Below are 26,559 nucleotides of genomic sequence, written 5' to 3'. Positions count from 1 at the left end.
CATGACCGACAAGCCCCAGGTTCCCGCCCTACAGCCCGACGAATCCCCTTCCGAAAGCCTTGAGGCGGCGGCGATTGCCGCGTACCTGGAGGCTCATCCGGATTTCTTCGTCGAGCACGAAGAACTGCTCCCGGCCCTGCGCATTCCGCACCAGCGAGGCGACACCATTTCGCTGGTCGAGCGCCAGATGACCATCCTGCGCGACCGCAATATCGAACTGCGCCATCGCCTGTCGCACTTGATGGACGTGGCCCGCGACAACGACCGTCTCTTCGACAAGACCCGCCGCCTGATCCTCGCGCTGATGGACGCCACCAGCCTGGAAGATGTGGTGATCAGCGTCGAAGACAGTCTGCGTCAGGACTTTCAGGTGCCTTTTGTCAGCCTGATCCTGCTGGGCGACAACCCGATGCCGGTTGGCCGCTGGGTGACCCACGCCGACGCGCAAACGGCCATTGGCGGTTTGCTTTCGGAAGACAAAAGCGTCAGCGGCAGCCTGCGCGAGCATGAACTGGATTTCCTGTTCGGCGAAGAGCAGCGTAAGCAGATCGGCTCAACCGCCGTCGTCGCCATCAGCCATCAAGGCATTCTCGGCGTCCTGGCCATCGCCAGCCGTGATCCGCAGCACTACAAAAGCTCGGTCGGCACGCTGTTCCTTAGCTACATCGCCGAAGTCATGGGCCGCGTGCTGCCACGGGTCAACAGCTCTCTGCGCTCGGTACGCTGATCGTGGAACGGCAACTGGACGCTTACTGCGAACACCTGCGCAGTGAGCGGCAGGTGTCGCCCCACACGCTGTACGCCTACCGCCGCGACCTCGACAAAGTGCTGGGCTTTTGCGTCAAACAAAACATCGGCAGCTGGGCCGCGCTGGATATCCAGCGCCTGCGCAGCCTGATCGCCCGCCTGCATTCCCAGGGTCAATCGTCGCGCAGCCTGGCGCGCCTGCTCTCGGCCGTGCGCGGGCTCTATCATTATCTGAACCGCGAAGGTCTCTGCGATCACGATCCGGCCAATGGCCTGGCGCCGCCGAAAGGCGAGCGGCGATTGCCGAAAACCCTCGACACCGACCGAGCCCTGCAACTGCTTGAAGGTGCGGTAGAGGATGATTTTCTGGCGCGTCGGGATCAGGCGATCCTGGAGCTGTTCTATTCCTCGGGCTTGCGGCTTTCGGAGCTGACCGGGCTCAATCTCGATCAACTGGACCTGGCCGACGGCATGGTTCAGGTGCTCGGTAAAGGTAGCAAGACGCGCCTGTTGCCGGTCGGTAAAAAGGCCCGCGAAGCACTGGAGTTGTGGCTGCCATTGCGCGCCATGACCAACCCGGCGGATGACGCCGTGTTTGTCAGCCAGCAAGGCCGGCGCCTCGGCCCTCGGGCGATTCAGGTGCGGGTCAAGGCCGCCGGTGAGCGTGAACTGGGGCAAAACCTGCATCCGCACATGTTGCGACACTCCTTCGCCAGCCACCTGCTGGAGTCCTCGCAGGACCTGCGCGCGGTGCAGGAATTACTCGGCCACTCGGACATCAAGACCACCCAGATCTACACCCACCTGGACTTCCAGCATCTGGCGACGGTTTACGACAGCGCCCATCCACGGGCCAAACGCATTAAGGGCGATGATTCATGACGATCCAATTGATCACCTTCGACCTCGACGACACCTTGTGGGATACCGCCCCGGTCATTGTCAGCGCCGAAGCCGTATTGCGTGAATGGCTGACCGAACATGCACCGAATCTGGGCGCGGTGCCGGTGGAGCATTTGTGGGGGATTCGCGAGCGCATTCTGGGCAGCGAACCGAGCCTCAAGCATCGAATCAGTGCCTTGCGTCGCCGGGTGCTTTTCCATGCCCTGGAAGAGGCCGGTTACGGCCATGAACAGGCGTCAGACTTGGCCGATCAAAGTTTTGAAGTGTTTCTGCATGCCCGGCATCAGCTGGAAATCTTCCCGGAAGTCGAGCCGACACTGGAGACGCTGGCCAAACACTATGCACTCGGCGTCGTCACCAATGGCAATGCCGATGTACGCCGTTTAGGGCTGGCCGACTACTTCAAGTTTGCGCTGTGCGCCGAAGACATCGGCATCGCCAAACCGGACGCACGCCTGTTTCATGAGGCGCTGAAGCGTGGCGGCGCAACGGCCGCGACAGCGGTGCATATCGGCGACCATCCGGGTGATGACATTGCTGGGGCGCAGCAGGCGGGGTTGCGAGCGATCTGGTTTAACCCGCAGGGCAAATTGTGGGAGGCGCAGAAAGCGCCGGACGCCGAGATTCGCAGCCTGACCGAATTGCCGGCGTTGTTGGCTCGGTGGAATGTCCATCACTGACCTTGAATTCACCACCGACCCTGTGGGAGCGAGCCTGCTCGCGATGAGGCCTTAACATTCCCAATTGATGTTGACTGACACACCGTCATCGCGAGCAGGCTCGCTCCCACAGGGGATCTACACGGGTCTCCAGACTTTTTTACAGGCATGAAAAAGCCCGCAGCGACGGCGGGCTTTTTCAGCAAGCAAGGGCAGACGCTTAGATAGGCCGGCTGCCGTACTTGTTGTCAGGCTTCTTGGGAGGATCGGCGACCACATTGGCCTCCACTTCCTGCACCTTGCCGCCCTTGGCCAGGAACTCTTCCATGGCCTTGGCCAAGGCATCGCGTTCCTTGTTTTTTGCTTCGACGCTCGGCAGCTCATCGACCGATACCGCTGCCTTGGCTTTGCCTTTGGCGGTCGGAACGGGCGCATCACCGCCGTCGTCTTCAGCGACGTCTTCCGCCGCTGCTTCCAGACCTTCTTCGGTTTCGTCGTCGTCGCCTACTTCGAGGTCGTCGTTTTCCAGATCATCGTCGCTCATGTTCTACCTCATGACTTGCGAAAAGCAGATTAGTTATAGCCCAGCTTTGCCCTCTGTCGAAGGCTGCCGGAAAAATTCAATAACCGCTGGTGACCAGCGGCTCATGCCTCTTCACCGTGCACGGTGGCGAGGACTTTACGGGCACCGCCAAAATCACGGTGCTCGCCCAGATAAACGCCTTGCCAGGTCCCTAACGCCAGTCGGCCCGCCGAAATCGGCAAACTGAGCTGACAGCCAAGCACGCTGGCCTTGAAGTGCGCCGGGAGGTCGTCCAGGCCTTCGTCGTTATGCTCATAGCCGTCTGTTCCTTGTGGGATCAGACGATTGAAAAATCGTTCGAAGTCGCGACGTACCGCCGGATCGGCGTTCTCGTTGATGGTCAACGACGCCGAGGTATGCTGCAGCCACAAATGCAACAGACCGACCCGACACGCCTTGAGTTCAGGCAGGCCGGCGAGTAACTCGTCCGTTACCAGATGAAAGCCCCGGGGCCTCGCCCGCAGGGTAATCAGAGTCTGTTGCCACATACAGTTCTCCGCACGTTCGGGGCGCATTCTAGCGCGCTCTGGGAAAAAACAAAGGCCCTAATATTCCTTCAATCATGTAAGCCATTGGCCGCAGAAAAACGCCCGCCGTAAACACCACTAAACGTGTACGAAAAAACCTTTCAGCAGTCCTCACACTGACAAACTCCAGACAAAAAAATGCCCGGCAAGCCGGGCAAGTTTTTTATGCGCGTCTTACAAGTTGTAGCCGCGTTCGTTGTGAAGCGCCAGATCGATACCGACAGCCTCTTCTTCTTCGGTGATACGCAGACCCATGACAGCGTCCAGTACCTTGAGAATGATGTAGGTGACGATTGCGGTGTAGATCACCGTGAAGCCCACGCCTTTGCACTGAATCCAGACTTGTGCGGCGATGTCGGTGACGGTGCCGAAGCCACCCAGCGACGGAGCTGCGAACACACCGGTCAGGATCGCGCCGAGGATACCGCCGATACCGTGCACGCCGAAGGCGTCCAGGGAATCGTCATAACCGAGTTTGCGTTTCAGGGTGGTGGCGCAGAAGAAGCACACCACGCCCGCTGCCAGACCGATCACCAGCGCGCCCATCGGGCCCACGGTGCCAGCGGCCGGGGTGATTGCAACCAGACCGGCGACCACACCCGAGGCGATACCCAGTGCACTTGGCTTGCCGTGGGTGACCCACTCGGCAAACATCCAGCCCAGTGCGGCGGCGGCGGTTGCGATCTGGGTAACCAGCATCGCCATGCCGGCAGTGCCGTTGGCCGCTGCGGCGGAACCGGCGTTGAAGCCGAACCAGCCAACCCACAGCATGGCTGCGCCCATCAGGGTGTAACCGAGGTTGTGCGGGGCCATCGGTGTGGTCGGGAAGCCTTTACGCTTGCCGAGCACGATGCACGCCACCAGACCGGCCACACCGGCGTTGATGTGCACCACGGTGCCGCCAGCGAAGTCGAGCACGCCCCAGTCCCACATCAGGCCGCCGTTGCCGGACCAGACCATGTGCGCGATCGGTGCATAAACCAGAGTGAACCAGATGCCCATGAAGATCAGCATCGCGGAGAACTTCATCCGCTCAGCGAAGGCACCGACGATCAGCGCAGGGGTGATGATGGCGAAAGTCATCTGGAAGGTGATGAACACCGCCTCAGGGAACAACGCCGCAGGACCCGTCAGGCTGGCGGGGGTGACACCGGCGAGGAAAGCCTTGCCCATGCCGCCGAAGAAGGAGTTGAAGTTGACGACGCCCTGTTCCATGCCGGTGGTGTCGAACGCGATGCTGTAGCCATAAATGACCCACAGGACGCTGATCAGACCGGTAATGGCGAAGCACTGCATCATCACGGAAAGAATGTTTTTGGAGCGAACCATGCCGCCGTAGAACAGCGCGAGGCCGGGAATGGTCATGAACAGCACGAGGGCTGTCGAGGTCAGCATCCAGGCGGTATCGCCGGAATTGAGGACTGGGGCCGCCACTTCGTCTGCCGCCATGGCCAGGCTGGGCATTACGAGGGACAACAGGGCTCCTAGCCCTGCGAATTTACGCAGAGTCATATTGTTTTCTCCTGGGGCGTTGGGGTTTGTGGCGGCTTAAATCGCGTCGGTATCGGTTTCGCCGGTACGGATGCGAATCGCCTGTTCCAGATTGACCACGAAGATCTTGCCGTCACCGATCTTGCCGGTGTTGGCTGCCTTGGTTATCGCCTCGATAACCCGATCAAGATCCTTGTCGTCAATGGCGACATCGATCTTCACCTTGGGCAGGAAATCGACCACGTATTCCGCGCCGCGATACAGCTCGGTGTGACCCTTCTGCCGCCCGAAGCCTTTGACTTCGGTAACGGTAATGCCCTGCACGCCGATCTCGGACAGCGATTCGCGCACGTCGTCCAACTTGAACGGCTTGATGATGGCAGTGACTAGCTTCATGAAAACTCTCTCCCGAATTGGTGGACTTGCCCCAGGAAAACAAACCCGGCTCAAGTCTAAGCGCAGTGCCTGGCTTTGTAACGCATCGTCGGCCTTACCTGCCCGTCCGACGCCAGCTAACCGCTCCGCACGAAACTCTTCCCCCGTTTCGCTTGGCGCACTGCATTCGTCACATCGACTGCATCAGTGCATGGGTCACTACCGTCTAAGCAGAAAGCTTGCCATCTCCACAAAACCCTCAGTTTTCAAGCTCTTGGCCGTAGATGTCCACCACATCGCTGCAACACCGGACGCGTTACGCACAACAACGGTGCGGCACCGTCCGTCCGCATGCGCGAAAAGCGTGCATCCCTGCGGTCGGGATTGACTATAGACACTGCGTGATACACTGCCCGCCATTGTTTCCAGGACCTTTCCCATGCTCGCGCCCAAAGATTTCCTCGACGCCTTGACCGGCACAGCCTCCCGCCTCTTCAGCGGCGACACCCCACTGCCGAAAAGCGAAATCGAAAGCCAGTTCAAGGCGTTGCTGCAGAGCGGCTTCAGCAAACTGGACCTGGTGAGCCGGGAAGAGTTTGATAGTCAGATGGTCGTGCTGGCACGCACGCGGGCACGCTTGGAAAGCCTGGAAGCGAAGGTTGCCGAGCTGGAAGCGAAGCTCAATCCGCCAACCGAATAACACGCAAAACCCACTGTAAAAACCCAATCCCCTGTGGGAGCGAGCCTGCTCGCGATTGAAGGTCGGCACGACCTTCAGATTCATCTGTAGGAGCTGCCGCAGGCTGCGATCATTTGATCTTCAGCCCCGCAAAAATCCCGGCAACGTCCTACAACAAAACCACCGCCGTCCGATTGCGCCGCAATGCCCCGGTTCCTAAGCTCGCCCAATGCTGAATGTTCAGCACCGGGTTTGGCGACCTGGAAGCTTAAGGAGCATGACGACCATCGACACAAGTCATGGCGGTTGTGCGTGGGAGGCCTTCGGGTCTGCCGGGTTCCTTTTGCTCCGGTTCGCCAACCCGCGTACAACTGCCACCCAATTGTTTGGCGACGATTGCGGGCAGCCCTTTTAGCAAGAGGAGCTGTATCAATGAATAGCGATGATGCTTATCTGATCCCCCACGTCTTCACCCGCCACAAACTCCACCTCCACGCCCTCCTCCTCCAAAACCAACCTTGGTTCAGCGCCCGCGACCTCGGCCGCTTCCTGCGCCTCTACCTCGACGACCGCGCCGTCCGCAAACTCGATCCCGACCAACGCCAGTCCGCACAAATGCTCATCCACGGCAGAATCGAAAACACCCTGCTGATCAGCGAATCCGGCGTCTACGCACTACTGATCTACCACTACTGCCCCGAACACCGAGCCCTGCGCGAATGGCTGACCCACGACGTAGTGCCTGCCCTGAGAGACGCAGAACAACCCACCTCAACCGAACGCCCCATCCTGAGCCTGCTGAACTGGCCGGAAATGTCACTGAGCTTGCTGCACTGGAATAACCAGCCGTGGATTCGGTTGCAGGATGTTCCGCAACTGTTGCCAAGTAATGAGTCACCAAGACATCCGGCTAATCACCCGTGGTGGAAAAGAGCTTCAAGAATGCTTCACGCGTTTTGAATCCAACTTTCTTCACAAGATCCCGGGTACTCAGCTTCTCAAAGCGTCGAGTGCCGCCCAAGCAACCAAGGCGGCCTGCCATCCGACCTGATTGCCAAGTGTACGCATTCCCCCTGTAGGAGCCGGCTTGCTGGCGATGGCCGTTAACGATGACGCATGCTGTCTGGATCAACGCGGCGCACGTGCGTCCATCGCCAGCAAGCCGGCTCCTACAGGTTCGGCGTGATTTCACGGGATTGCGTGAAGAACCGAAAAAACCACGCTCTTGCGTGGGTTCAATCAATCCAGGTAATCATCAGGCGCAGTGCGGAGCCGCTCAACCTGATCCCGGATCGCAGCCCCACGCTCAATTTCAGCCTTGCGCAAATCGTAAGTTGATTGCAGGTTCAGCCAAAACTCGGGGGTCGTGTCCAGACAAATAGATAACCTCAGAGCCATATCAGCACTGACACCCCGACGTTGCAGCACGATATCGTTTACCGTAGGTGACGACATATTCAACGCTCTGGCCAAAGCGGTAGCCGTAAGGCTCAGAGGTTCAAGAAACTCCTTTTCAAGGACCTCACCGGGATGAATCGGCCGCATTCCATTAGTCCTCATTTCATCTCCCGACAGTTTGATCTGAAGAGATCATAAGCGGCGCCCTCCAGCGCACAACCACGTCCGCCCCTTTTCGCCGAGGTCCTTCATACATTTCGGCCCGGTCCTACAAAACAGCCCCTGCGGCACAGGTTCTTCGGCTAAGAAAAATCATGTAGGAGCGAGCTCGCTCGCGATGAACGCCAGAACGCCGCATTCATTTAGCTAACACGTGCCTTCGTTAACGACCATCGCGAGCAAGCTCGCTCCTACATTAAGCTCGCAACATCCTGCGAAAGTTTCTCTCCTTTCCAGCCAGGCTCAAATCGGCCTCCCCGACTAACCTTCAAAAACCCGCAGGAAGCGGCTTCCCGTAAAGCTCAAGGAACGACCATGTCCCTCTCCATCGTCCACAGTCGCGCCCAAATCGGCGTGGATGCGCCCGCCGTCACCGTCGAAGTCCACCTGGCCAACGGTCTGCCATCGCTGACCATGGTCGGTTTACCCGAAGCAGCGGTGAAGGAAAGCAAGGACCGGGTACGCAGTGCGATCATCAACTCAGGCCTGCAATTCCCGGCGCGGCGTATCACGCTGAATCTCGCCCCCGCTGATTTACCGAAGGACGGCGGACGATTCGATCTGGCGATTGCCCTGGGGATTCTGTCCGCCAGCGTGCAGGTGCCAACGCTGACACTGGATGATGTGGAATGTCTGGGAGAACTGGCGCTATCAGGCGCGGTGCGTGCCGTGCGGGGCGTGTTGCCGGCCGCACTGGCGGCGCGCAAGGCCGGGCGCTCGCTGATGGTGCCGCGAGCGAATGCCGAGGAGGCTTGCCTGGCGTCGGGGTTGAAGGTGATCGCGGTGGATCATTTGCTGGAAGCGGTCGCGCACTTCAATGGGCACACACCGGTCGAGCCTTACGTTTCCAACGGTTTGCTCTATGCCAGCAAACCCTATCCAGACTTGAACGAAGTACAGGGCCAACTTTCAGCCAAGCGCGCATTGCTGATTGCGGCGGCGGGCGCTCATAACCTGCTGTTCAGTGGACCACCGGGCACCGGAAAAACCCTTCTGGCGAGTCGCTTGCCGGGACTGCTTCCCCCCCTGGCCGAACATGAAGCGCTGGAAGTCGCCGCCATTCAATCCGTCACCAGTTGCGTGCCCTTGAGCCACTGGCCGCAAAGGCCCTTCCGCCAACCCCATCACTCCGCCTCCGGCCCGGCGTTGGTGGGCGGCGGTTCGAAGCCGCAACCCGGAGAAATCACCCTCGCCCATCATGGCGTTCTATTCCTCGATGAACTGCCGGAGTTCGACCGCAAGGTGCTGGAGGTTTTGCGAGAGCCGCTGGAGTCCGGCCATATCGTGATTTCCCGCGCCAAGGATCGCGTGAGGTTTCCGGCCCGCTTTCAATTGGTGGCCGCGATGAACCCGTGTCCCTGTGGATATCTTGGCGAACCCAGTGGTAAATGCAGCTGTACACCGGACATGGTCCAGCGCTACCGCAATAAATTGTCGGGACCATTGCTGGACCGTATCGACCTGCACCTGACCGTCGCCCGGGAAGCCACGGCGCTGAATCCTGCACTCAAACCCGGCGATGACACCGCCACCGCCGCGTTGCTGGTCGCCGACGCCAGAGAGCGGCAACACAAACGCCAGGGCTGCGCGAACGCTTTCCTTGATCTGCCGGGCCTGCGCAAACACTGCACGTTATCCACAATCGACGAAACCTGGCTGGAAACAGCGTGTGAACGCCTGACCCTGTCGTTGAGGTCTGCGCATCGACTGCTCAAGGTCGCACGAACCCTCGCAGACCTTGAGCAGGTCGATGGCATCACCCGTGGACATCTGGCTGAAGCGCTGCAATATCGGCCAGCCTCCAGCTGATGGCATCACTCCTTCGTCAGATCCACCAACGGCGTCTGCCGAACCTCGGATTCCCGCCCGTCCTGAATATCACTCACGCGCTTCAGCGCCTGGTCCACAGCGCCCTTGTCCGCCAACAAGCTGTAACTGATCTGAAACTGCTTGTGCTCCTTCGGCGCAATCGTCGGCACCAGCCCCAGCGGCCGCTGATAGCGCCGGTTATAGGAAAAGCTGGTCCCCGGCTCGAGACCGGTGACATAGCCCTGGCCTTGGGTATCGGTGTTTTTCCACAGCGAAAACACGGGCAGCGTTTTAGTGTTAAAGCCGACCGAAACGCCCAGGCTACCTGCCTTGTTATGCAACACCGTCAATGTGTCACCCTTGGCGTCGCCATACGGCACCACGTTGTAAACCGTCTCGTCGTAGTCCTTGGTCGGCGCGCGGTAAGTCTGCCAGTCCGGCAGATCGCCTTTGGCCTTGTCGTTGAACGGCGACACCTGTTTGACCGGCGCAACGAAACGGGCGCCCTGCTCCAGGAATGGCGTGCTGAAGTTACTGTGGTACAGCGCCTGATATTCCTTCGGATAGTCGCCGTTGTTGGTCAGGGTATCGTTGAGTGTGAACGCTGCGCTGCCGGGCTCAGTGACCAGCTCGGTGATCACCGAGAAGTCGACTTTCTTGAAGGCCTGTTCTTTCAGTTCGCCACGCAGGCTGATGGCATAAGGCGGTTTTTCGTCGATATGCAGCGTGACTGTGCTGGCCGGAATGTTGGCAGCACGGCCATGCAGGGTCAGCAGTTCGCCGTTGTCGACGCCGGGGTGGCCGACCCATTCGTAGCCGCAACGGGTGACCAGCTCATTGAAACCTTCGAGCCAGCCGAGTCCGCCGCGACCGTTGAGCTCAATGAAGGACGGATTGACCACGTCCTTGACCGGCGAATCCCAGCCCATGCGCACATTGCCGACCGATGCCTGCAGGACGTTCATGCCACGGGTCGGCACCACCGAGAGTTTCATCGTGCCGTTATCGATGTCGACGATGCTGACACCCTCCTGCCGACCACCGTGCAAGTTACGAAGGGTCACGGAGAAGGGTTTGTCGGTTTTCACACCGAGTTGCTGGCTGGTGATCTGCCAGTTTTGAGCAGCCTTGTCGCTGTCGAGCAGGACGTAATCCCAAGCCATGGCGTGGGAAGCGGACAGAGCGCCAAAGGCAACGACGAATTTGAGCGGAGTCATGGGGAGGCCTTTCTTGGAGTTGTGCATTTTTTATAGCGCTGATGAAACGATTCAGCAAGCTTCAAAAGCTTATACCCAAGCCTTCCCAAGCCAATTTAAATTGACCCCATGCAACCTCCGCACGCTTACGCTAGTCTCATACGGTTTTGGACCTCCGGATGATTGACGGCGACATCATTATGACATTAAGGTCGCCAGCTAATTGCAGGAGCAAGAACAGACACCTTTGTCTGTCATTTTTGCGCAACAGAACATATGGAGTTTGAATGCGCGGGGCACTATTACGCAGCGGTAAGAGCGGGTCATTCACAGCCTTGGGCGAAACAGGTCAACCGGTATACCGGGCGGCCTTGCAATTGCGCGAAGCCATTCGCCGCAAGAACCCCGAAATGGTCGATCATCTGGCCATCCCTCAAAGCGATGAGCTCGGTAACCAGATCGATTGGTACAGCGGCCTCGACGGCGATGTGATCCCGTGGAGCAGTGCGACCGAAGAAGAACGCGTCCCTGCCCGCCGCCAACTTGAAGCGCTGAAAACCGCGCTCGAGGAATTGAGCCAGCGTTTCCTGGGCACTGAATCCGGCGAACAGCAGCAAGGCGACAAAGCCGTGTTCGGCAAGCTGCTCAAGCGCGTGATTCATTTCCCCGATGAGAATTTCGTCTACCTGGTGCAAGGCAAGCCGGTGCTGACCTTTTGGGGTTTCGAGCATGCCGGTACCGGCAATCGCGATCCCCTGCACTGCCTCTATCAGGCTCCGCCCGCGTTTACGCTGCCCCCTGTGGTCGAAGCCGCGCCTGTCGTTGCGCCTGTAGCTGCGCCCGTCGTGCCGGTGGTTGCTCGTCCGTGGTGGCGTCGCTGGTGGTGGCTGTTGCTGCTGCCGTTCCTGCTACTGCTTTTGTGGCTGTTGCTTGGTCTGCGTGGTTGCGTGCCGATTCCGTTGGTGGCGGTAGACCTGCTGCCTGAGGGCATCGTGCCGGTGGAAAAACAGCTGGAAGAACCGCAACTGACCGGCAATGCCACGACGCTGAACGGCGTTCCGGTGACGGGCACCGTTGTAGGCTCTACCACTGGAACCGGCACCGGTACCGCCGTGACCGAAACCCAAGGAGTGGAAGCGCCGGCGGTCGAGGGCAACGAGGCAGATGCAGCGCCGGCCGACCTGGCCAAAGACCCAGCGAAAGACCCGGCAGCCGAATCACCCGCCACCCCGCCCGAAAACAAAACCGCGCCGCCGGATATCACATCGCCCGAGGCCGAAAAATCCGCCGCCGCAAAACCCGGCCCTCCCCTGAGCATTCCACCGGACGCCGCCGACGGTGCCGCCAAGTTCCTCGACGGTCAGTTCCGCGCCGGCGCCGGTATTCAGGACCGCCGGACCGGCAAACCGCTGCGTCTGGAATACCAGCTCAAGGACGGTAAGGGCGAAGTCACCGTACACCAGGCCGACGGCACGAAATGCACCGGGCCGGTGAGCGCTACTATGAAGGGTGGCAGCTTGGCCATCGACAGTCAGGGCCAGGCCGTGTGTGGCGATGGCAGCACTTACGACATGCCCAAGGTCAACTGCCGCAAAGGGGCGACCACAGTCGCAGACTGCACCGGCGGTTACGGCAAAGAACAATTCCCCATGTCCATGCGGCACGTGGCCGAATAAAAACGGAATAACCCGACATGTTGCCTGAAGTCACCCAATTCGAAGACACCGTCACGCTGGTCAGCGACACCGGCATCCAGTTCATGGATTTCGCCCTGCGCCTGGACCCTCGCAAAGAACCGGCGGGCGAGTTCGCGCCGATGATCAGCGGGTTGATCTGCCGCCTGTCATACAACGAAGAGAAAGACTTCTTTTTCTACGAGCCGGAGCCGGAAAAGGTCGAAAAGGCCAAACCGGCGTTCAGCGTCGACATGAAAAGCAGCCTCGAGCTGCTCGACGGTGTCTGGCTGCCGACCCCGTTTTTCCGCTTCATGCCGCCGCACCGCTTCGACGAAGGCCCGACCAACTGGTCGCGCATGCGCCTGGTCAAACTGGCGACGCCCGACATCGACGGCAACACCCACCGCCTGACGATGGCCTTCGACAGCCGCGTGATGCCCAAGCGTGACGGCACCGCTTACCTGGCGCCGAACGAAGAAGACATCAGCTCCGGCGTGTCCTTCAAATTGGCGACCAAGGCCAGCGAAACCCGCTGGTTCCTGGCCCAGCCGTGGGTCAACGAATGGCTGCTGGAAGTATTCAACGAGGGCAATGCCCACCGCTCGCGCGCAGAGCTGGACACCGACATCCGCGCCAACTATCACTTGGCGCACTACCTCAACTTGCTAAGCCTTCTGAGCAAGCCATCGGCGGCGGAGCAGTCGACTGCCCGGCCGAAAGTTGAAATCCCTGAATTGAAGGTGGTTGCCAACGACAGCAATGGCCTGGTCAAACCGATTCCGGTGGACCTGGTGCTGGACGTCGGCAACTCGCGCACCTGCGGCATTCTGATCGAGAACCACGGTCAGGCCGGTTCCGGGTTGAAACAGAACTACGTGCTGGAACTGCGCGACCTGATCACCCCCGAACACACTTACAACCTGCCGTTCGAAAGCCGTGTGGAATTCGCCCAGGCATACTTCGGCAAGGACCACTGCTCGGTCAAAAGCGGCCGGCATGATGCGTTCCAGTGGGCGACGATTGCCCGTGTCGGCAACGAGGCCAGTCGTCTGGCCAGCCGTCGTCGCGGCACCGAAGGCTCGACCGGGCTGTCCAGCCCGAAACGCTACCTGTGGGACGAAAACGCCTACGGCCACGGCTGGCGCTTCAACTGCTCGTACATCAAGACCGACAGCGAGCCGTACGCCACTGCAGCGCCGTTCTCGCACCTGATCAACGAAACCGGCGAAGCGCTTTACAGTCTCGAAGAAGACGATCGTCTGCCGGTGTTCATGCCGCGTTATTCGCGCAGCTCGCTGATGACGTTCATGCTCGCCGAAGTCCTGGCCCAGGCGCTGTCGCAAATCAACAGCCCGGCCCAGCGCTCTCGCCAGGGTCACACCCGTGTGCCGCGCCAGCTCAATAGCATCACCCTGACCGTGCCGCCGGGTATGCCGCAGGCCGAGCGCAGCATCCTCAACGAACGCATGCAGCAAGCCATCGGCCTGGTGTGGAAAAGCCTCGGCTGGCATGCCGGCGAGGAAGATCCGCATCAGGACCAGGCCGTCAGCCCGCGCACGCCGATCCCGAGCATCCGCGTCGAATGGGACGAAGCCTCCTGCGGCCAGTTGGTGTACCTGTACACCGAGGTCAACGAGAACTTCGCCGGTCACCCGGAAGAGTTTTTCGACACCCTCGCCCGGCCGGACAAAACCGACCGTGAACGCATCACCCTGGCGACCATCGACATTGGCGGTGGCACCACCGACCTGGTGATCACCGACTATCGCCTCGACCGCGCCGGCAACACCGGCAGCGGCAGCAACGTGCACATCGTGCCCGAGCAGCGTTTTCGCGATGGCTTCAAAGTGGCCGGCGACGACATTCTGCTGGACGTGATTCAAGACTTCGTCCTGCCGAGCTTCGAAAAAGCCTTGCAGATCTCCGGCGTCAAATCGCCCGTCTCGCTGATGTCGCGGCTGTGTGGCGATGAATCGGTCAGCGCCCAGGACATGATCCTGCGCCAGCAACTGAACCTGCAGGTTTTTGCCCCACTGGGCCTGGCGCTGCTCAAGGCCTACGAGCATTACGACCCGCAAGACCAGCAGGAAGTGAGCACCCAGACGTACCGCCAATTGCTGGGCGACAACGCAATCAGCCAGACCGTGCTCGATTACGTCAATGCCGCCGTGCGTCGTGATGTCGGCAGCCAAAGCGCCTTTGACCTCTACGATTCGTTGATCAGCTTCGACCTGCAAAAGCTCCATGCCGCATTCCTCAACGATCAGATCAACATCACCAAGATCCTCGGTGCGCTGTGTGAAGTGGTCGCGCATTACCCGTGCGACGTCCTGCTGCTGACCGGCCGCCCTTCGCGCCTGCCCGGCATTCAGGCGTTCATCCGCAAGGTGTTGCCGCTGCCACCGGGGCGCATCCTGGCGTTGCAGAACTACCGCACTGGCGGCTGGTACCCGTTCCACAAGAACGGCCTGATCGACGACCCGAAAAGCACCGCTTCGGTCGGCGCGATGCTGTGCCTGTTGTGCGCCAACCACAGTGTGCCGAACTTCTACTTCCGCGCTTCGGCACTCAAACCGTATTCGACGGTCAAAAACATCGGCGTTATCGACCTGAACAACGTGATCAAGGATGCCGACGTGCTGTACCGCGACATTCAGTCCGAAGACTACAAAATCAAGCTGCCGGAAATCGGCACGGGCGACGCCGCCGACACGCCTCAGCTGGAAATGCGCGGCGATCTGCGCCTCGGTTTCCGTCAGTTGGCCGCCGACCGCTGGGCCGCTTCGCCGCTGTACACCTTGCGCTTCACCAAGGCCGGTCGGGAGAAGTTCTCCCGTGCGATCGGTGAAAACGGCAGCGCGCCGCTGCTCAAGGTGCGCTTCGAGGTCAAACCGGCGGACAAGTACACACGCAAGCAGGATCTGGTCAGCGACCGCCTCTCGGTACGCAACATCGAATCCAACTGCAGCAACGTCAACTTCAACCCGCGCAGCGACCTCGAGCTGGAACTCAACACCATGCTCGACGCCGGCCTGAGCGAGACCAAGTACTGGCTCGACAGTGGAAGTGTGAAACGCAAATGAATGACCTGACCCCCGATCAACATCAGCTCTCTACCCGCTGGGCCGCTGTTTATGAAGGTGCCGGTCAGGCGCTGGAATGGATTGGCCAGACCCGTGTCAACGCGCCACGTCTGGACAGCGAAGCCGACAACCTGAACATCCGCCTGCATCGCGCCCGCAACCTGGCTCACAGCCTCGGTCGCGTGGCCTGCACGCCGATGACCATCGGCTTTTTCGGTTTGTCCCAGGCGGGCAAGTCCTACCTGATCTCGGCCCTCGCGGCCGGGCAGAACGGCAAACTGGAAACCGATTTCGGCGGCCAGCGCCTGGACTTCATCAAGCACATCAACCCGGTGGGTGGCGGCAAGGAAGCCACCGGCCTGGTGACGCGCTTCAGCCGGCGGGCCACACCGAGCCAGGACCCGGATTTCCCGGTGGAGCTGACGCTGTTCAAGGAAATCGAGCTGGCGAAGATTCTCGCCAACTCCTGGTTCAAGGATTTCGACCTTGAACGGATTTCCTACGAGATTGACGAAGAACGCATCCAGCGAGTCCTCAAGCCGTTCGAAGGTCGCGAGACCGGGCCGATGCAGCCGGGTGTCAGCGCCGACGATCTGGTGTCGTTGTGGGATTACCTGCGGGACAACTTCCGTAACTCGGTGAAAAAACTCGAGCACCTGTATTGGCCGAAAGCCTTGCAGCTCGCGCCACGCCTGAATTTCCAGGAACGTGCCGAGCTGTTCGCCATTCTTTGGGGTGAGCAAAGCGAGCTGACGCGCGTGTATCAGCAACTGGCCGGCGCGCTGCACAAGCTGGGCCTGCCCGAAACTGTATTCGCGCCGTTGAAGGCTTTGGTGAGTTTCGAAAACGACACTTACAGCCAGCGCGACAGCATCATGAACGTCGACATCCTCGAGCGCTTCGGCAGCCCGCGGGACTTGCCGATCGACGTGCGGCCACGCATCGACGGTCGCCTGCAAAACAGCCAGGGCATTCCTGTCGCGCAACTGGCGGCACTCACGGCGGAAATGACGTTCGGCCTGATCGAAGCCCCGGCCGATGACATCGTCAACCAGGTCGATCTGCTCGACTTCCCCGGCTATCGCGGACGCAAGAAGCTGCACGAGATCGCCAACTCCAACGACCCGGAATCCGCCACCAAGGACAACTCCGTCTCGCAGCTGATTCTGCGCGGCAAGGTCGCGTACCTGTTTGAGCGCTACACCGACAACCAGGAAATGAACGCGCTGGTGGTGTGCACCGGCTCGACCAAACAAAGCGACGTCAACGACGTTGGCCCGGTGCTGACGCGCTGGATCGAAAAAACCCAGGGCGCCGACGCGGCCGCTCGCAGCAAACGCGACACCGGTCTGATCTGGGCATTGACCATGCTCGACCTGCGCATCACCAACTCCCTGAGCCTGACGCCCGATCAGTACGACGAGAGCTGGAACGGCATGGTCAAGCTGACCATGCTGGAGCGCTTCGGCAGCCTGAGCTGGATGAACGACTGGGCCGGCACGCCGTTCCAGAACACCTTCCTGGTGCGTAAACCGCGCATGGACGCGGCATTCATCGTCCAGGACGCCAGCGGCGCCGAAACCGGGATCAACGCCAGTTACCAGGAACGCGTCGATGCGCTGGGCGAAAGCTTTGCGAGCAACGCGCTGGTGTGCAAACACGTCAGCAATCCCGCCAATACCTGGAAAGAAATGCTGCGCAACGATGACGGTGGCATCAGTCACTTCAGCGGCAGTTTCAAGGGCGTGGCCAATATCGAATTCAAACTGCAGCGCATCCGCGAGCAGCTGGACGAATGCCTTGAAGGCCTGACCACGCATGGTCTGAGCACCTGGTATCACGCCGACGGTGACGGCGCCGCCGCTGCCAAGAAAGCCCAGGCGCAGATGATTCTGTCGACCCTGGGCCGTCGTCCGGCGGTACTGGGCGAACTCATCGATCAACTCGACATGCCGAGCGAAGAGGTGCGCGACCTGTACCTCAGCGGCGTGTACGAAACCGATGACGAGCCAGCGGTCAGCGATGAGCCGGTCGCCCTGACACCGAGCCAGAGCCTGTACGGCAACGACGCCGGTTTCGATTTCGATTTCGGCGATGACGCCAGCCCTGACAGCCCACCGGCCAGCAGCAAGCCCCACACGCCGGTCCCGGAACTGCAAAGCAACGAACACCGTTTTGCCAAAGCGGCCTTCAAGGCCTGGGTCGCGCACTTGCGCGAACTGACCACCCGGCAAAGCCTGCTCAACCTGCTGGGGCTGGAAAAGGCCTTGCTCGAAGCGGTGGTCGACGAGCTGATCACTGCCGGTTATCGCCAGGATTTGCCGGGGCAACTGAGCCGCGCCGTCCTCAAGCGTGCCCAGAGCGGTGCGCGTCGCGATCAACTGGTCGAGCGCCAGGTACTGGAAGTACAACGCGTGCTGCGCGATTTCGTGTCCTGGTTCGGCTACCTCCAGAAACCCGTGAGCGAGCGCCCACCTAGCCGGACCGGTGCCAAAGCGCCCTTGTTCTCGTTCTATACCGACATCGGTCCGGGACAAGTACCGGAGCTGCCGCCGCAACCGGCGAACCAAGCGCAACGGTATCTCGGCGACTGGCTTTCGGGCCTGGCCTGTATCACGCAGGACAACGCCGGCCATGGTGCCGGTCGCGAAATCACCCCTGAACAGAACGAACGGCTGGGCCAAGTGCTCACAGCCTTCGCAGCGAGATAAGCAATGCCAATTCGTGTCGACCTGCTCGCCTTAGAGCCCAATGTGCCTGGCCGGGCCTGCCTTACTGTGAAGAAATGGCAGGGTGGCGAAGAACAGCTGGAATTCTCCATTCAGCGTAACCAGGACGGTTTCTACCTCCAGGACCAACAGGCCTGGAGCAACAACCCGTTCTGGTTCAAGGTTTCGCGCTTCACTGTCGCCGCCAGTGGCGAAGCTCTTGAAGCCCAGGTCGGCCCGGAAGTGGTCGACCCGCTGCTGGAAGGCAGCGCCAACTCGCAATTCCAGATCGAACTGCGCGAGCAGAGCCTGGGGCATGCCGACAAAGGCGTGGTCCGGCCAGGCGTCGGGCTGTTGCCATCCACGGCGGGTGGCCAGACGCGCTCGACGTATGGCGGCGCAGATTTGACCGCGCCGGCGGCACCGGCACCTGAGATCCCGGAAATCCCGGAACTGCCGGAATTGATCTTGCCCACCGCCGAGCCAGAAATCGAACTGGAATCGGTGCCCAACGAACGCGAATACACGCCTGCTCCGCCACCGGTGAAGAAGAGCAACAAAGGCCTGCTCGGCCTCGCGCTTGTGCTGGTATTGCTGCTGGCGGCAGCGGCCGGGTTCTGGTTCTACAAACGCACGCCGGCGCCTGCCCCGACGGTCGCGGCCGCCGCACCGGCCGGTGCCGACGCACAAGCCTGCACGCTGGAAAGCATGAACAGCCTGCCCGAGCTGACCTTCGTCCAGACCTGCATCAAGGCGGCACCCGACAGCGCCAAGCTGCTGGAAATCATCAACGAAGCCAAGGCCGGCAAACACTGCGGTGTCGCCCAGCGCCTGTACGCCAACCGCGCCCAGGCCGGTGACGCGCTGATCGCCAACGCCTATGCCCGCGAATACGACCCGAAATACCTGAAGGCCAGCGAGTGCTTCCCGGTAGCGGATAACGCCACCGCGGCCTACTGGTACGAAACGATCCTCACCCAGGACCCGAACAACGCCGAAGCCAAGCAGCGTTTCGAGGAGTTGCAGAAGTGATGCGTTCACCCGTGAGTCGTTTCCTGCTGAGCAGTGCCGCCTTGTTGGCGCTGTGCATCAGCCCGTTGTCCCAGGCTGATGACAAACCGCTGATCCAGGCCGGTAAAAAGACCTTGTTCCAACGCGTGCTGACCACCCCGGGCTGCAAAGTCAGCCCGACGGCGGGCGGTGCGGCAGGCGAGGCGCAACCGGTGTTCAGCCGTTTCTACGTGTACGAACGCGCCCAGGCGGCAAACGCCGAGTGGCTGAAAGTCGGCCCCGACAGTTATGGCAAAACCATTGGCTGGCTGCCTGCAAGCTGCACCACCGACTGGAAAATGCAGCTGACCCTGGCCTTCACCAACCCGGCCAACCGCGACCGGCTGCTGTTCTTCAAGGAACGCACCACGGTCGAAGGCATTCTCAATGCACCGGACCCGGTGAGCAAAGTCGCCCCGCTGCGCGCCACGTTGAAAAAGGGCAAGCAAGCACCCGGCGTGCTGGCCGAAGAACCTGAATACTTCGTCGACCTGCAAAAGCAGTTCTACCTGTTGCCCGTGCTCAGCGGCGAAGAAGTCATGACCGAAGCGGGCTTTCGCACGCGCCTGCTCAATGTCGCATCGGTCAGCAAGCCCGACGAAAAAGACACCAAGGGCGCGGCTGGCAAAAATGCGTCCGGTGGCAAAGAGGCAGAAGACATGGCCGCCAGCCAACTGAAGGAATTCAGCGCGGCGGTGGTGTTTGTCATCGACTCGACGATTTCGATGGACCCGTACATCGACCGTACCCGCGAAGCGATTCGCAAGGTTTATCAGCAGATCGAATCGCAGAACCTCGGCAAGCAGGTCAAGTTCGGCATGGTGGCTTTCCGTTCCAATACCCAGGCGGTGCCGGGGCTGGAATACACCACCAAGATGTACGCCGACCCTACCAAGGTGAAAGACAGCGCCGACTTTTTCGCCAAGATCGCCGACCTCAAACAGGCCAAAGTGTCGAGCAGCAGCTTCGATGAGGATGCCTTTGCCGGCGTCATGGAGAGTATCGACAAGGTCGACTGGAGCCAATTCGGTGCGCGCTACGTGGTGTTGATCACCGACGCGGGCGCCATCGAAGGTGACGACAAACTGTCGAAGACCGGTTTGAGCGCTGCACAGGTGCGCATTGAAGCGGCCAACCCGGGCGTGGCGATTTACACCTTGCACTTGAAAACCCCGGCCGGGGTCAAGGATCACGCCAAGGCCGAGGCGCAGTACCAGAACCTGTCGACTTACCCAGGCACCAACACCTCGCTGTACTACCCGGTGAATGCGGGTGATGTGCAGGAGTTCGGGCGCAAGGTCGACGCACTGGCCACCGCGATCACTACACAGGTGAAAGCCGCCTACATGGGCGAAGACGCCATCGGCAGCGCGGCGAACGCCAAGCAGGACCCGGCCGAGAAGAAAATGCTCGAGGACGCCGCACTGATCGGCCACGCCATGCAACTGGCCTATCTGGGCGAGAAGAACAACAGCAAGTCCCCGCCGGTGTTCAAGGCCTGGATCACCGACCGTGACCTGATCAAGCAGAACATCCCGACCACCGACGTGCGGGTGTTGCTGACCAAGTCCCAGCTCAGCGACTTGAGCGACGTGATGAAGAAAATTCTCGACGCTGCCAACGAAGGCTTGATTTCGCCGACAGAAATGTTCGACCGCCTGCGCTCGGTGGCCGCGACCATGGGCGCCGATCCGAACCAGCTCAAGCAGAACAACAACGCCAAACTGGCGGACATGGGCGTGCTCGGCGAATACATCGAAGACCTGCCGTACCAGAGCGAAGTGCTGAACCTGGATGAAGAGACCTGGAAAAGCTGGGACGGTCTGGCGCAGGAGAAATTCATCCGTACGCTCAACACCAAACTGCGGCACTACCAGCGTTACAACGCTGACGTCGACCGTTGGGTGGCGCTGGCCAAGGACAGCGATGCGCGGGACAACGTGTACCCGGTGCCTCTGGAAATGATGCCTTAACGAGACGCCCATGCTCGATATCAGGAACTTGCTGGTGCGCCGTGGTGAAGGCGCGCTGGCCCATCATGTGCGCCTGCCGCACTTGCAGATCGGCGGCGGGGAAATCCTCGCCATCACCGGCGAGAGCGGCAGCGGCAAAAGCACATTGCTTGAGGCCATCGGCCTGCTGCTGGCACCGGTCGAGCTTGAGCGCTTTCGCTTGGGCGCAAAACAGGATCAGGACATCGCCCGACTGCTTGCCACGGATGATCAACCGGCTTTGGCGGCGGTACGTTCGCGGCATCTGGGGTTCATTTTGCAAAGTGGCGGCCTGCTGCCGTTTCTGAGCGTGCGCGACAACATCAGCCTGCCGCGCCGTTTGCTCGGCATGTCGGCACACAGCGCGCACATCGACCACGCGGTTGAGGTATTGCGTCTGCAAGGACTGCTGGATAAAAAGCCGCAGGCACTGTCGATCGGCGAACGCCAGCGCGTGGCCTGCGTTCGCGCCATTGCCCATGAACCGCTGCTGCTGTTGGCGGACGAACCGACCGCCGCGCTCGACCCGCACAGCGCCCGGCGCCTGTTTGAATTGCTGCTGAGCCTGGTGTCGAGCATGGGCCTGAGTGCGCTCGTGGTATCCCATGACTGGGCCTTGTTGAAGGATTTCGGCTTGCCGCGACTCGGCGCTATCAGCCGCCAGGGAGAGACTCTGTTTGAACCGATGGACTGACCGACTGCGCCTGCTGGGCACCCTGGCCCTGCAAGACCTGTGGCACGACCGCAAGGTGTCGCTGTGCATCGCCGCGTCATTGGTGGCGGTGATCGCGCCGTTGCTGTTGCTGTTCGGCCTCAAGCACGGGGTGGTCAGCCAGTTGCAGGACGAACTGCTGCGCGACCCGCGTAACCTCGAAGTGAAGATGCTCAGCAACGGCAACTACGACAGTGCCTGGATCGAGCGTCTGCGCCAGCGTCCCGAGACCGGTTTTGCCCTCGGCCAGACACGCTCGCTCAACACCCAGGCGGATTTGCTGATGGGCATGCAACGCTTCGTCGAAGGTGCAGAAATCATCGCCACCGAACCCGGCGACCCGCAACTGAACCTGCCGCAACTCAACCCCACCGGCGATCAAGTGATCCTCAGCGCCCGCGCCGCGCAACGCTTGCAGGCCAAGGTCGGCGATCGCGTGCAACTGCGCGTGCTGCGTCGTCTGGAAGGCGTGAATGAGCGCGGCGAAATGACGCTGAGCGTGCTGGCGATTCTCGATGGCGCCCGTTTCGGCCGCGCTGCCGGGTTTGTCGCCCCGCCGTTGCTGCTGGACCTGGAGCGCTTTCGCGATGGCTATCAGGTCAGTGCGTTCGGCATCACCACCGGCAAGCCTCTGGGTGATCTGCAACCGCTGTATGCCCGCGCTCGCGTGTATGCACACGACATCGACCAAGTGGCGCCGCTGGAGCGCTGGCTCAACGAACAACACATCGAAACCTCGAGCCGACTGGCCGACATCGACAACGTCAAAGCCATCAACCATGTGCTGGGGCTGATCTTCGGTGTTATTGCCCTGGCGGCATTGATTGGCTGTGTGGCGTCGATGGTCGGCGCGTTCCTGGCCAACATCGACCGCAAGCGTAAAAGCCTCGCGGTCCTGCGCCTGTTGGGGTTCAATCGCACGGCGGTCGCCGGTTTCGTGGTCGTGCAAGCGCTGTTGCTGAGCCTGGCCGGCTACCTCGGCGGATTGGGGTTTTACGCTGTCGGCAGTCATCTGTTCGACTACTTGCTCGGCAGCAGCCAGGCCACCGGCACCTTTGTCTGCCACATCACACTCTGGCATGGCCTCGCCGCCCTGCTTCTGACCTTTCTGGTCGCTACACTGGTGGCCGTGATCGGCGCCGTGCGCGCCATCAGCATCCAACCTGCGGAGAGTCTGCGTGAGCTATAAACGTTTTGGCTTGCTGTTGCCCCTGAGCCTGGGCTACTTGCTCGACGCTTCGGCGGCGGGCTGGGAAGAGAAGTATTACAACCCGATGCCCGAAGCCAGCGACGTCGTTTTGCCGATGCCGTGCGAAGGCTCGATGGTGTTTCGCAAGGTGTTCATTCCGGTCACCGGACCGCTCGACGACTACCCGATCAACATCGGTCAGGACGGCGCGGAATACGGCTATGTCGAACAGACTCGACCGACGTTTATCGCCGGCAGTTTCACCGGCGCCAAGAACGACAAATCCCGCTACTACCTGATGGCCAAGTACGAGATGAGTCAGTTGCAGTACGCCGCCCTGACCGATGAAACCTGCCCCACCGCAGCAACCAAGATGCGCCTGCCGCAAGTGGCCGTGAGCTGGGTGCAAGCCGTCGAAGCGGCTGACAAGTACAACCTGTGGCTGCGCAAGAACGCCGCCGGCAAGCTGCCGAAAGAAGACGGCGCCTTGGGCTTCCTGCGTTTGCCGACGGAAGTCGAGTGGGAGTTCGCCGCGCGCGGTGGCCTGGAAGTCGGTGCGGCGGAATTCCGCGATACACGCTACCCGATGCCCGACGGCATCAACGCTTACGAGTGGTTTGCCGGGGCGCAATCGTCCAACGGCAAATTGCAGTTGTCCGGCCTGCAAAAGCCCAATCCGCTGGGCCTTCACGACATGCTCGGCAACGTTGACGAAATGATGTTCGAGCCGTTTCGCCTGAACAAACTCGACCGCCAGCATGGCCAGGCCGGTGGTTACGTCGTGCGGGGCGGCAATTACCTGACCGCCCAGGCCGACCTGCGCACCGCGTTGCGCAAGGAAGAGCCGTACTACAACGCCGAAGGCCAGGTAAAAAACAAAACCACCGGCCTGCGCCTGGTATTGGTCTCGCCGACCCTGACCTCTCGCGAACGCGTGGCCAGCATCGAAAACAGCTGGAAGAAACTCGGCACCGGCAGCAAGGAAACCGAATCCGCCGACAAAGGCACGGTTCAGTCGCTGAATACACTGGCCTCGGGTGTTGAAGATAAAGCGCTCAAGGAAAAGCTCCAGGCCCTGGAAAACCAGCTGCGCGCCAGCAACCAGCAGCAGGAAGAAACCCGCGACCAGGCGATTCGCGCCAGCCTCAATCTGGGTGCGTTCCTGTGCACCAAGATGCTCGACGACGGCCAGTACGTGGATTTCCTGCAGAAAAACTACAAGCTCAATTGCGAAGCCGCCGAAAAAGACGCCAGTTGCGACATGCGCAAGGGCAAGCTCGACGAGCAGAAGGATCGCCTGCACAAACTCAGCCGTTACTACGCCAGCAGCCTGGTGGAGTCGGCGACGTTGTACGGTCAGCCGCTGCTCGAGGCACAGGTTCCGGTGATGGAAGAAATCATTACTCGCAACAAACAGCTTCAGGACCTCAAACCCTACTTGCGCACGCACTGGGCGAATCAGAAGACCTTCCTGCAAAAACAGAAGATCGACACTGACGCCTGGCTGACCAGCTGCAAGACCGTCACTCAATAACAACACGTCAACACCGTCATCGAGGAGTTTCACCATGTCGCGCAGCCTTTGGACTCGCTTCAAACTACAGATCGCATTCGTCGTTGCCGGCAGCCTGTTGCTGACTGGTTGCGCCAACACCGGCAGTTCGATGCTCGGCGGCAGCGACGGCGCAGACCCGCGCCTGACCCAGGGCAATGACGCGGAGTTCTTCAGCAAGTCCGGTTACCAGGCCTGCGCCGTCGGCGCCGGTGTCGGCATCCTCGGTTGCGCGCTGTCCAACAGCAGCAACAAGGCGGTCTGCGCCATCGCCGCCGGTATTACCGCGTGTGGCGTGGCCATGGGCGCGAACTATTATCTGGATCAACGTCGCAGCGAATACGCCGACACCTCCACCCGTCTGGCGAAGATGAACAGCGAAGTCGAGCAAGACACGCGCAATGTGATTGCCCGCACCGAGACCGCTCAGCAAGTGATCAAGGATGACCAGGCGCGTATCGCCAAGATCAAACAGGACATCGCCAGCAAAAAGGTCGACAAGACCAAAGCCCAGACGCAAATCGCCGAGATCGACAACAACATCGCAATCTTGCGCAAAGACCTCAGCAACATGCGCAAAAAAGTCACCGAGTACAGCAAAGTGGCCGATGCCGAACGCGCCCAAGGCTCCAGCGCCGAGATGAAGCAGGTGGATGTGAGCATTCTGAAAATGAACGAGAAAGTCGCTGCCTTGCAGAAGGAAGTCGACGGTCTCTACAGCCAGCGCTCCGCAATCACTCTGGGTTAAGCACATGACGTTACGACAACTGGCGGTCCTGACCGCCGTCCTCGCCTTGAGCGGTTGCGCGACTCAGCCGGGCGAATGCGATGCGACCAATCGCGACAGCAGCATGCTGACCAAGATGAACTGCGACTACTCTGGTGGTTACAGCGATCAGGTCAAACAAAAGGAACAGGCCCTGGCCGAGTCCCGCCAGCAAAACGCGATGTTCCGTCAGGTGTACGAGAACATTCAGGCCCAGCAGCTCAGCACCAAAACCGATTTGGCCAGCCAGCAGAAATCCCAGGCTGAACTGAACCAGTCGCTGGGCAAGTTGCTGACCTCACTGAAGGCGCGCCATGGCAATGAAAGCCAGGTGCAAAAGCAGATCGCCGGGCTCGAACAGCAGCTCAAGGACTCGCAGACTGCACCGGTGGCCAAGCCTTCAAAGGCGGCCCTGGCCGCCAAGCAGGAACAACTGAAGGCGCTGCAGAAAAAGGTCAATCAACTGCAATTCAGCCTCGGTTACGAAGAGTAACTTTTCACCCGCAGGCCTCCCGCCGGAGGCCTGCAGCCTTTTCAGGAATCGACGTCATGCAGCGGGTCATCAGGGATGCGCAAGCCACACCAGAGGGGATGAGTGCGCTGCAAGCCAAAGTCGCCCTCATCCAGAAACACTTTCCGCCGACCGTCTCCAGCCTCTTCGCCATCCCGCGAATGGGCAGCGGCGAGGTGCTGGAATGGTGGACCGAACTGGGTGGCCAACCCACGCCCTATGCCGACCTCAACGAGGACGCTCAACGGCGATTGCTGGAAACCTATGAAGTGCGTCAGACGTCCCTTGGACAGTTGGCGGACGAACTGCAAAAACGCGGTCAGCCCACGGAAGCGGATGACCTGCGCAGCCTGCTCGGCGCTCCCGAGCTGGACAAACTCTACAGCCTCAACGGTGAGCCTTTGGTGGTGCGCTGGAACCAGCGCCCGCCAAAACCGGTGGTGCCGCCGGTGGTTCCGCTGGCTCCGGTGGCCGCCGTGGCGCCTTCGCGCCGTGGATGGTGGATCGCCGCGGCATTGCTGGCACTGCTGTTGTTGCTCCTGGCGCTCTGGGCTTACTGGTGGTTTATGCACCGGGAAAAAGTTGTCCCAGTCGAACCGGTTGCCCCGGTGGTGACACCGATCGAGAAACCGGTTGAGCCTGTTCCCGAGCCGGTAGTGGAGCCGGAGCCTGTAGTGGAACCAAAACCGGAACCCGTACCGGTTCCAGAGCCAGAACCAGTGCCCGCCCCCAAAC

At 60.6% G+C, this 26,559-nt stretch carries 21 protein-coding genes and 2 pseudogenes; 17 read left to right on the top strand and 6 right to left on the bottom strand.

Annotated elements, in window-relative coordinates:
- Position 1 precedes the first annotated feature (1 nt).
- The 3 genes from KGB25_RS00115 to KGB25_RS00105 are packed head-to-tail and all read left to right on the top strand — an operon-like array spanning position 2 to position 2,330.
- The gene (locus KGB25_RS00115) at positions 2-727 is read left to right on the top strand and encodes a DUF484 family protein (protein WP_008024376.1); all 726 of its coding nucleotides are present in this window, start codon (positions 2-4) and stop codon (positions 725-727) included.
- A 2-nt stretch (positions 728-729) separates the two neighbouring features.
- Positions 730-1,629: a tyrosine recombinase XerC gene (gene xerC, locus KGB25_RS00110; protein WP_008040629.1), complete on the top strand. Its 900-nt coding sequence runs from the start codon at positions 730-732 to the stop codon at positions 1,627-1,629.
- The gene (locus tag KGB25_RS00105; protein ID WP_223434008.1) at positions 1,626-2,330 is read left to right on the top strand and encodes an HAD family hydrolase; all 705 of its coding nucleotides are present in this window, start codon (positions 1,626-1,628) and stop codon (positions 2,328-2,330) included. The genes xerC and KGB25_RS00105 overlap by 4 nt, the downstream gene beginning before the upstream one ends.
- A gap of 199 nt (positions 2,331-2,529) precedes the next feature.
- Here KGB25_RS00105 and sutA read toward each other — a convergent pair whose 3' ends face one another.
- The 4 genes from sutA to glnK form a co-directional block, all read right to left on the bottom strand.
- A complete protein-coding gene (gene sutA, locus KGB25_RS00100) occupies positions 2,530-2,853 on the bottom strand; it encodes a transcriptional regulator SutA (protein ID WP_008030496.1) in 324 nt (107 codons plus the stop codon).
- 101 nt (positions 2,854-2,954) lie between these two features.
- Positions 2,955-3,380 (bottom strand): secondary thiamine-phosphate synthase enzyme YjbQ, encoded by a 426-nt coding sequence (locus KGB25_RS00095; RefSeq protein ID WP_008030499.1) that lies wholly within the window; start codon positions 3,378-3,380, stop codon positions 2,955-2,957.
- Between the two features lie 213 nt (positions 3,381-3,593).
- Positions 3,594-4,931 (bottom strand): ammonium transporter, encoded by a 1,338-nt coding sequence (locus KGB25_RS00090; RefSeq protein ID WP_008030500.1) that lies wholly within the window; start codon positions 4,929-4,931, stop codon positions 3,594-3,596.
- Positions 4,932-4,967: 36 nt separating this feature from the next.
- Positions 4,968-5,306 (bottom strand): P-II family nitrogen regulator, encoded by a 339-nt coding sequence (glnK, locus tag KGB25_RS00085; protein ID WP_002555808.1) that lies wholly within the window; start codon positions 5,304-5,306, stop codon positions 4,968-4,970.
- A 418-nt stretch (positions 5,307-5,724) separates the two neighbouring features.
- On the opposite strand from glnK, the gene KGB25_RS00080 reads away from it, so the two are divergent.
- Both KGB25_RS00080 and KGB25_RS00075 read left to right on the top strand, forming a co-directional pair.
- A complete protein-coding gene (locus tag KGB25_RS00080) occupies positions 5,725-5,985 on the top strand; it encodes an accessory factor UbiK family protein (protein WP_008030504.1) in 261 nt (86 codons plus the stop codon).
- Positions 5,986-6,396: 411 nt separating this feature from the next.
- Positions 6,397-6,924, top strand: coding sequence for a Bro-N domain-containing protein (locus tag KGB25_RS00075; protein ID WP_223434007.1), 528 nt, complete (start codon positions 6,397-6,399; stop codon positions 6,922-6,924).
- A gap of 295 nt (positions 6,925-7,219) precedes the next feature.
- Here KGB25_RS00075 and KGB25_RS00070 read toward each other — a convergent pair.
- A pseudogene (locus KGB25_RS00070) lies at positions 7,220-7,524 on the bottom strand (HigA family addiction module antitoxin).
- A 372-nt stretch (positions 7,525-7,896) separates the two neighbouring features.
- Between KGB25_RS00070 and KGB25_RS00065 the strand changes: the two are divergent.
- Positions 7,897-9,390: a YifB family Mg chelatase-like AAA ATPase gene (locus KGB25_RS00065; protein WP_223434005.1), complete on the top strand. Its 1,494-nt coding sequence runs from the start codon at positions 7,897-7,899 to the stop codon at positions 9,388-9,390.
- 5 nt (positions 9,391-9,395) lie between these two features.
- Here the strand turns inward: KGB25_RS00065 and KGB25_RS00060 are convergent, their stop codons facing one another.
- Positions 9,396-10,607, bottom strand: a complete 1,212-nt coding sequence (locus tag KGB25_RS00060; RefSeq protein WP_223434004.1) for an aldose 1-epimerase family protein — start codon at positions 10,605-10,607, stop codon at positions 9,396-9,398.
- A gap of 266 nt (positions 10,608-10,873) precedes the next feature.
- Between KGB25_RS00060 and KGB25_RS00055 the strand changes: the two genes are divergently transcribed.
- From KGB25_RS00055 to KGB25_RS00005, 11 genes and pseudogenes are all read left to right on the top strand, one after another.
- Complete coding sequence (locus tag KGB25_RS00055) at positions 10,874-12,262, top strand: SrfA family protein (RefSeq protein ID WP_223434003.1); 1,389 nt, start codon at positions 10,874-10,876, stop codon at positions 12,260-12,262.
- A gap of 17 nt (positions 12,263-12,279) precedes the next feature.
- Positions 12,280-15,345, top strand: a complete 3,066-nt coding sequence (locus KGB25_RS00050; RefSeq protein ID WP_008037957.1) for a virulence factor SrfB — start codon at positions 12,280-12,282, stop codon at positions 15,343-15,345.
- A complete protein-coding gene (locus KGB25_RS00045) occupies positions 15,342-18,056 on the top strand; it encodes a putative virulence factor (protein ID WP_223434002.1) in 2,715 nt (904 codons plus the stop codon). Before KGB25_RS00050 ends, KGB25_RS00045 begins: the two co-directional genes overlap by 4 nt.
- A gap of 3 nt (positions 18,057-18,059) precedes the next feature.
- On the top strand, positions 18,060-19,085 hold the full coding sequence (locus tag KGB25_RS00040) for a hypothetical protein (protein WP_223434001.1): 1,026 nt from the start codon (positions 18,060-18,062) through the stop codon (positions 19,083-19,085).
- A complete protein-coding gene (locus KGB25_RS00035) occupies positions 19,085-21,076 on the top strand; it encodes a vWA domain-containing protein (RefSeq protein ID WP_223434086.1) in 1,992 nt (663 codons plus the stop codon). Before KGB25_RS00040 ends, KGB25_RS00035 begins: the two co-directional genes overlap by 1 nt.
- 10 nt (positions 21,077-21,086) lie before the next feature.
- Complete coding sequence (locus KGB25_RS00030) at positions 21,087-21,788, top strand: ABC transporter ATP-binding protein (RefSeq protein ID WP_207284936.1); 702 nt, start codon at positions 21,087-21,089, stop codon at positions 21,786-21,788.
- On the top strand, positions 21,772-22,995 hold the full coding sequence (locus KGB25_RS00025; protein WP_223434000.1) for an ABC transporter permease: 1,224 nt from the start codon (positions 21,772-21,774) through the stop codon (positions 22,993-22,995). The genes KGB25_RS00030 and KGB25_RS00025 overlap by 17 nt, the downstream gene beginning before the upstream one ends.
- Positions 22,985-24,529: an SUMF1/EgtB/PvdO family nonheme iron enzyme gene (locus KGB25_RS00020; protein WP_008037965.1), complete on the top strand. Its 1,545-nt coding sequence runs from the start codon at positions 22,985-22,987 to the stop codon at positions 24,527-24,529. The genes KGB25_RS00025 and KGB25_RS00020 overlap by 11 nt, the downstream gene beginning before the upstream one ends.
- Positions 24,530-24,563: 34 nt before the next feature.
- Complete coding sequence (locus KGB25_RS00015; protein ID WP_008037967.1) at positions 24,564-25,295, top strand: hypothetical protein; 732 nt, start codon at positions 24,564-24,566, stop codon at positions 25,293-25,295.
- Between the two features lie 4 nt (positions 25,296-25,299).
- The gene (locus tag KGB25_RS00010; protein ID WP_008030533.1) at positions 25,300-25,806 is read left to right on the top strand and encodes a hypothetical protein; all 507 of its coding nucleotides are present in this window, start codon (positions 25,300-25,302) and stop codon (positions 25,804-25,806) included.
- Positions 25,807-25,862: 56 nt separating this feature from the next.
- Positions 25,863-26,559 (top strand): annotated as a pseudogene (locus KGB25_RS00005) (hypothetical protein); the annotation flags it as partial.

The sequence above is a fragment of the Pseudomonas sp. BF-RE-21 genome, assembly GCF_019947305.1.
GTDB classification, from domain to species: Bacteria; Pseudomonadota; Gammaproteobacteria; order Pseudomonadales; family Pseudomonadaceae; genus Aquipseudomonas; species Aquipseudomonas migulae.
This window is presented reverse-complemented; position numbering and strand designations above follow the sequence as displayed.

Coding starts and splice junctions, on each gene's coding strand:
- KGB25_RS00035 (WP_223434086.1), top strand. CDS start 19,085: ATGCGTTCACCCGTGAGTCGTTTCCTGCTGAGCAGTGCCGCCTTGTTG.
- KGB25_RS00060 (WP_223434004.1), bottom strand. CDS start 10,607: ATGACTCCGCTCAAATTCGTCGTTGCCTTTGGCGCTCTGTCCGCTTCC.
- glnK (WP_002555808.1), bottom strand. CDS start 5,306: ATGAAGCTAGTCACTGCCATCATCAAGCCGTTCAAGTTGGACGACGTG.
- sutA (WP_008030496.1), bottom strand. CDS start 2,853: ATGAGCGACGATGATCTGGAAAACGACGACCTCGAAGTAGGCGACGAC.
- KGB25_RS00105 (WP_223434008.1), top strand. CDS start 1,626: ATGACGATCCAATTGATCACCTTCGACCTCGACGACACCTTGTGGGAT.
- KGB25_RS00065 (WP_223434005.1), top strand. CDS start 7,897: ATGTCCCTCTCCATCGTCCACAGTCGCGCCCAAATCGGCGTGGATGCG.
- KGB25_RS00050 (WP_008037957.1), top strand. CDS start 12,280: ATGTTGCCTGAAGTCACCCAATTCGAAGACACCGTCACGCTGGTCAGC.
- KGB25_RS00115 (WP_008024376.1), top strand. CDS start 2: ATGACCGACAAGCCCCAGGTTCCCGCCCTACAGCCCGACGAATCCCCT.
- KGB25_RS00055 (WP_223434003.1), top strand. CDS start 10,874: ATGCGCGGGGCACTATTACGCAGCGGTAAGAGCGGGTCATTCACAGCC.
- KGB25_RS00080 (WP_008030504.1), top strand. CDS start 5,725: ATGCTCGCGCCCAAAGATTTCCTCGACGCCTTGACCGGCACAGCCTCC.
- KGB25_RS00030 (WP_207284936.1), top strand. CDS start 21,087: ATGCTCGATATCAGGAACTTGCTGGTGCGCCGTGGTGAAGGCGCGCTG.
- KGB25_RS00015 (WP_008037967.1), top strand. CDS start 24,564: ATGTCGCGCAGCCTTTGGACTCGCTTCAAACTACAGATCGCATTCGTC.
- KGB25_RS00090 (WP_008030500.1), bottom strand. CDS start 4,931: ATGACTCTGCGTAAATTCGCAGGGCTAGGAGCCCTGTTGTCCCTCGTA.
- KGB25_RS00045 (WP_223434002.1), top strand. CDS start 15,342: ATGAATGACCTGACCCCCGATCAACATCAGCTCTCTACCCGCTGGGCC.
- KGB25_RS00010 (WP_008030533.1), top strand. CDS start 25,300: ATGACGTTACGACAACTGGCGGTCCTGACCGCCGTCCTCGCCTTGAGC.
- KGB25_RS00040 (WP_223434001.1), top strand. CDS start 18,060: ATGCCAATTCGTGTCGACCTGCTCGCCTTAGAGCCCAATGTGCCTGGC.
- KGB25_RS00095 (WP_008030499.1), bottom strand. CDS start 3,380: ATGTGGCAACAGACTCTGATTACCCTGCGGGCGAGGCCCCGGGGCTTT.
- KGB25_RS00075 (WP_223434007.1), top strand. CDS start 6,397: ATGAATAGCGATGATGCTTATCTGATCCCCCACGTCTTCACCCGCCAC.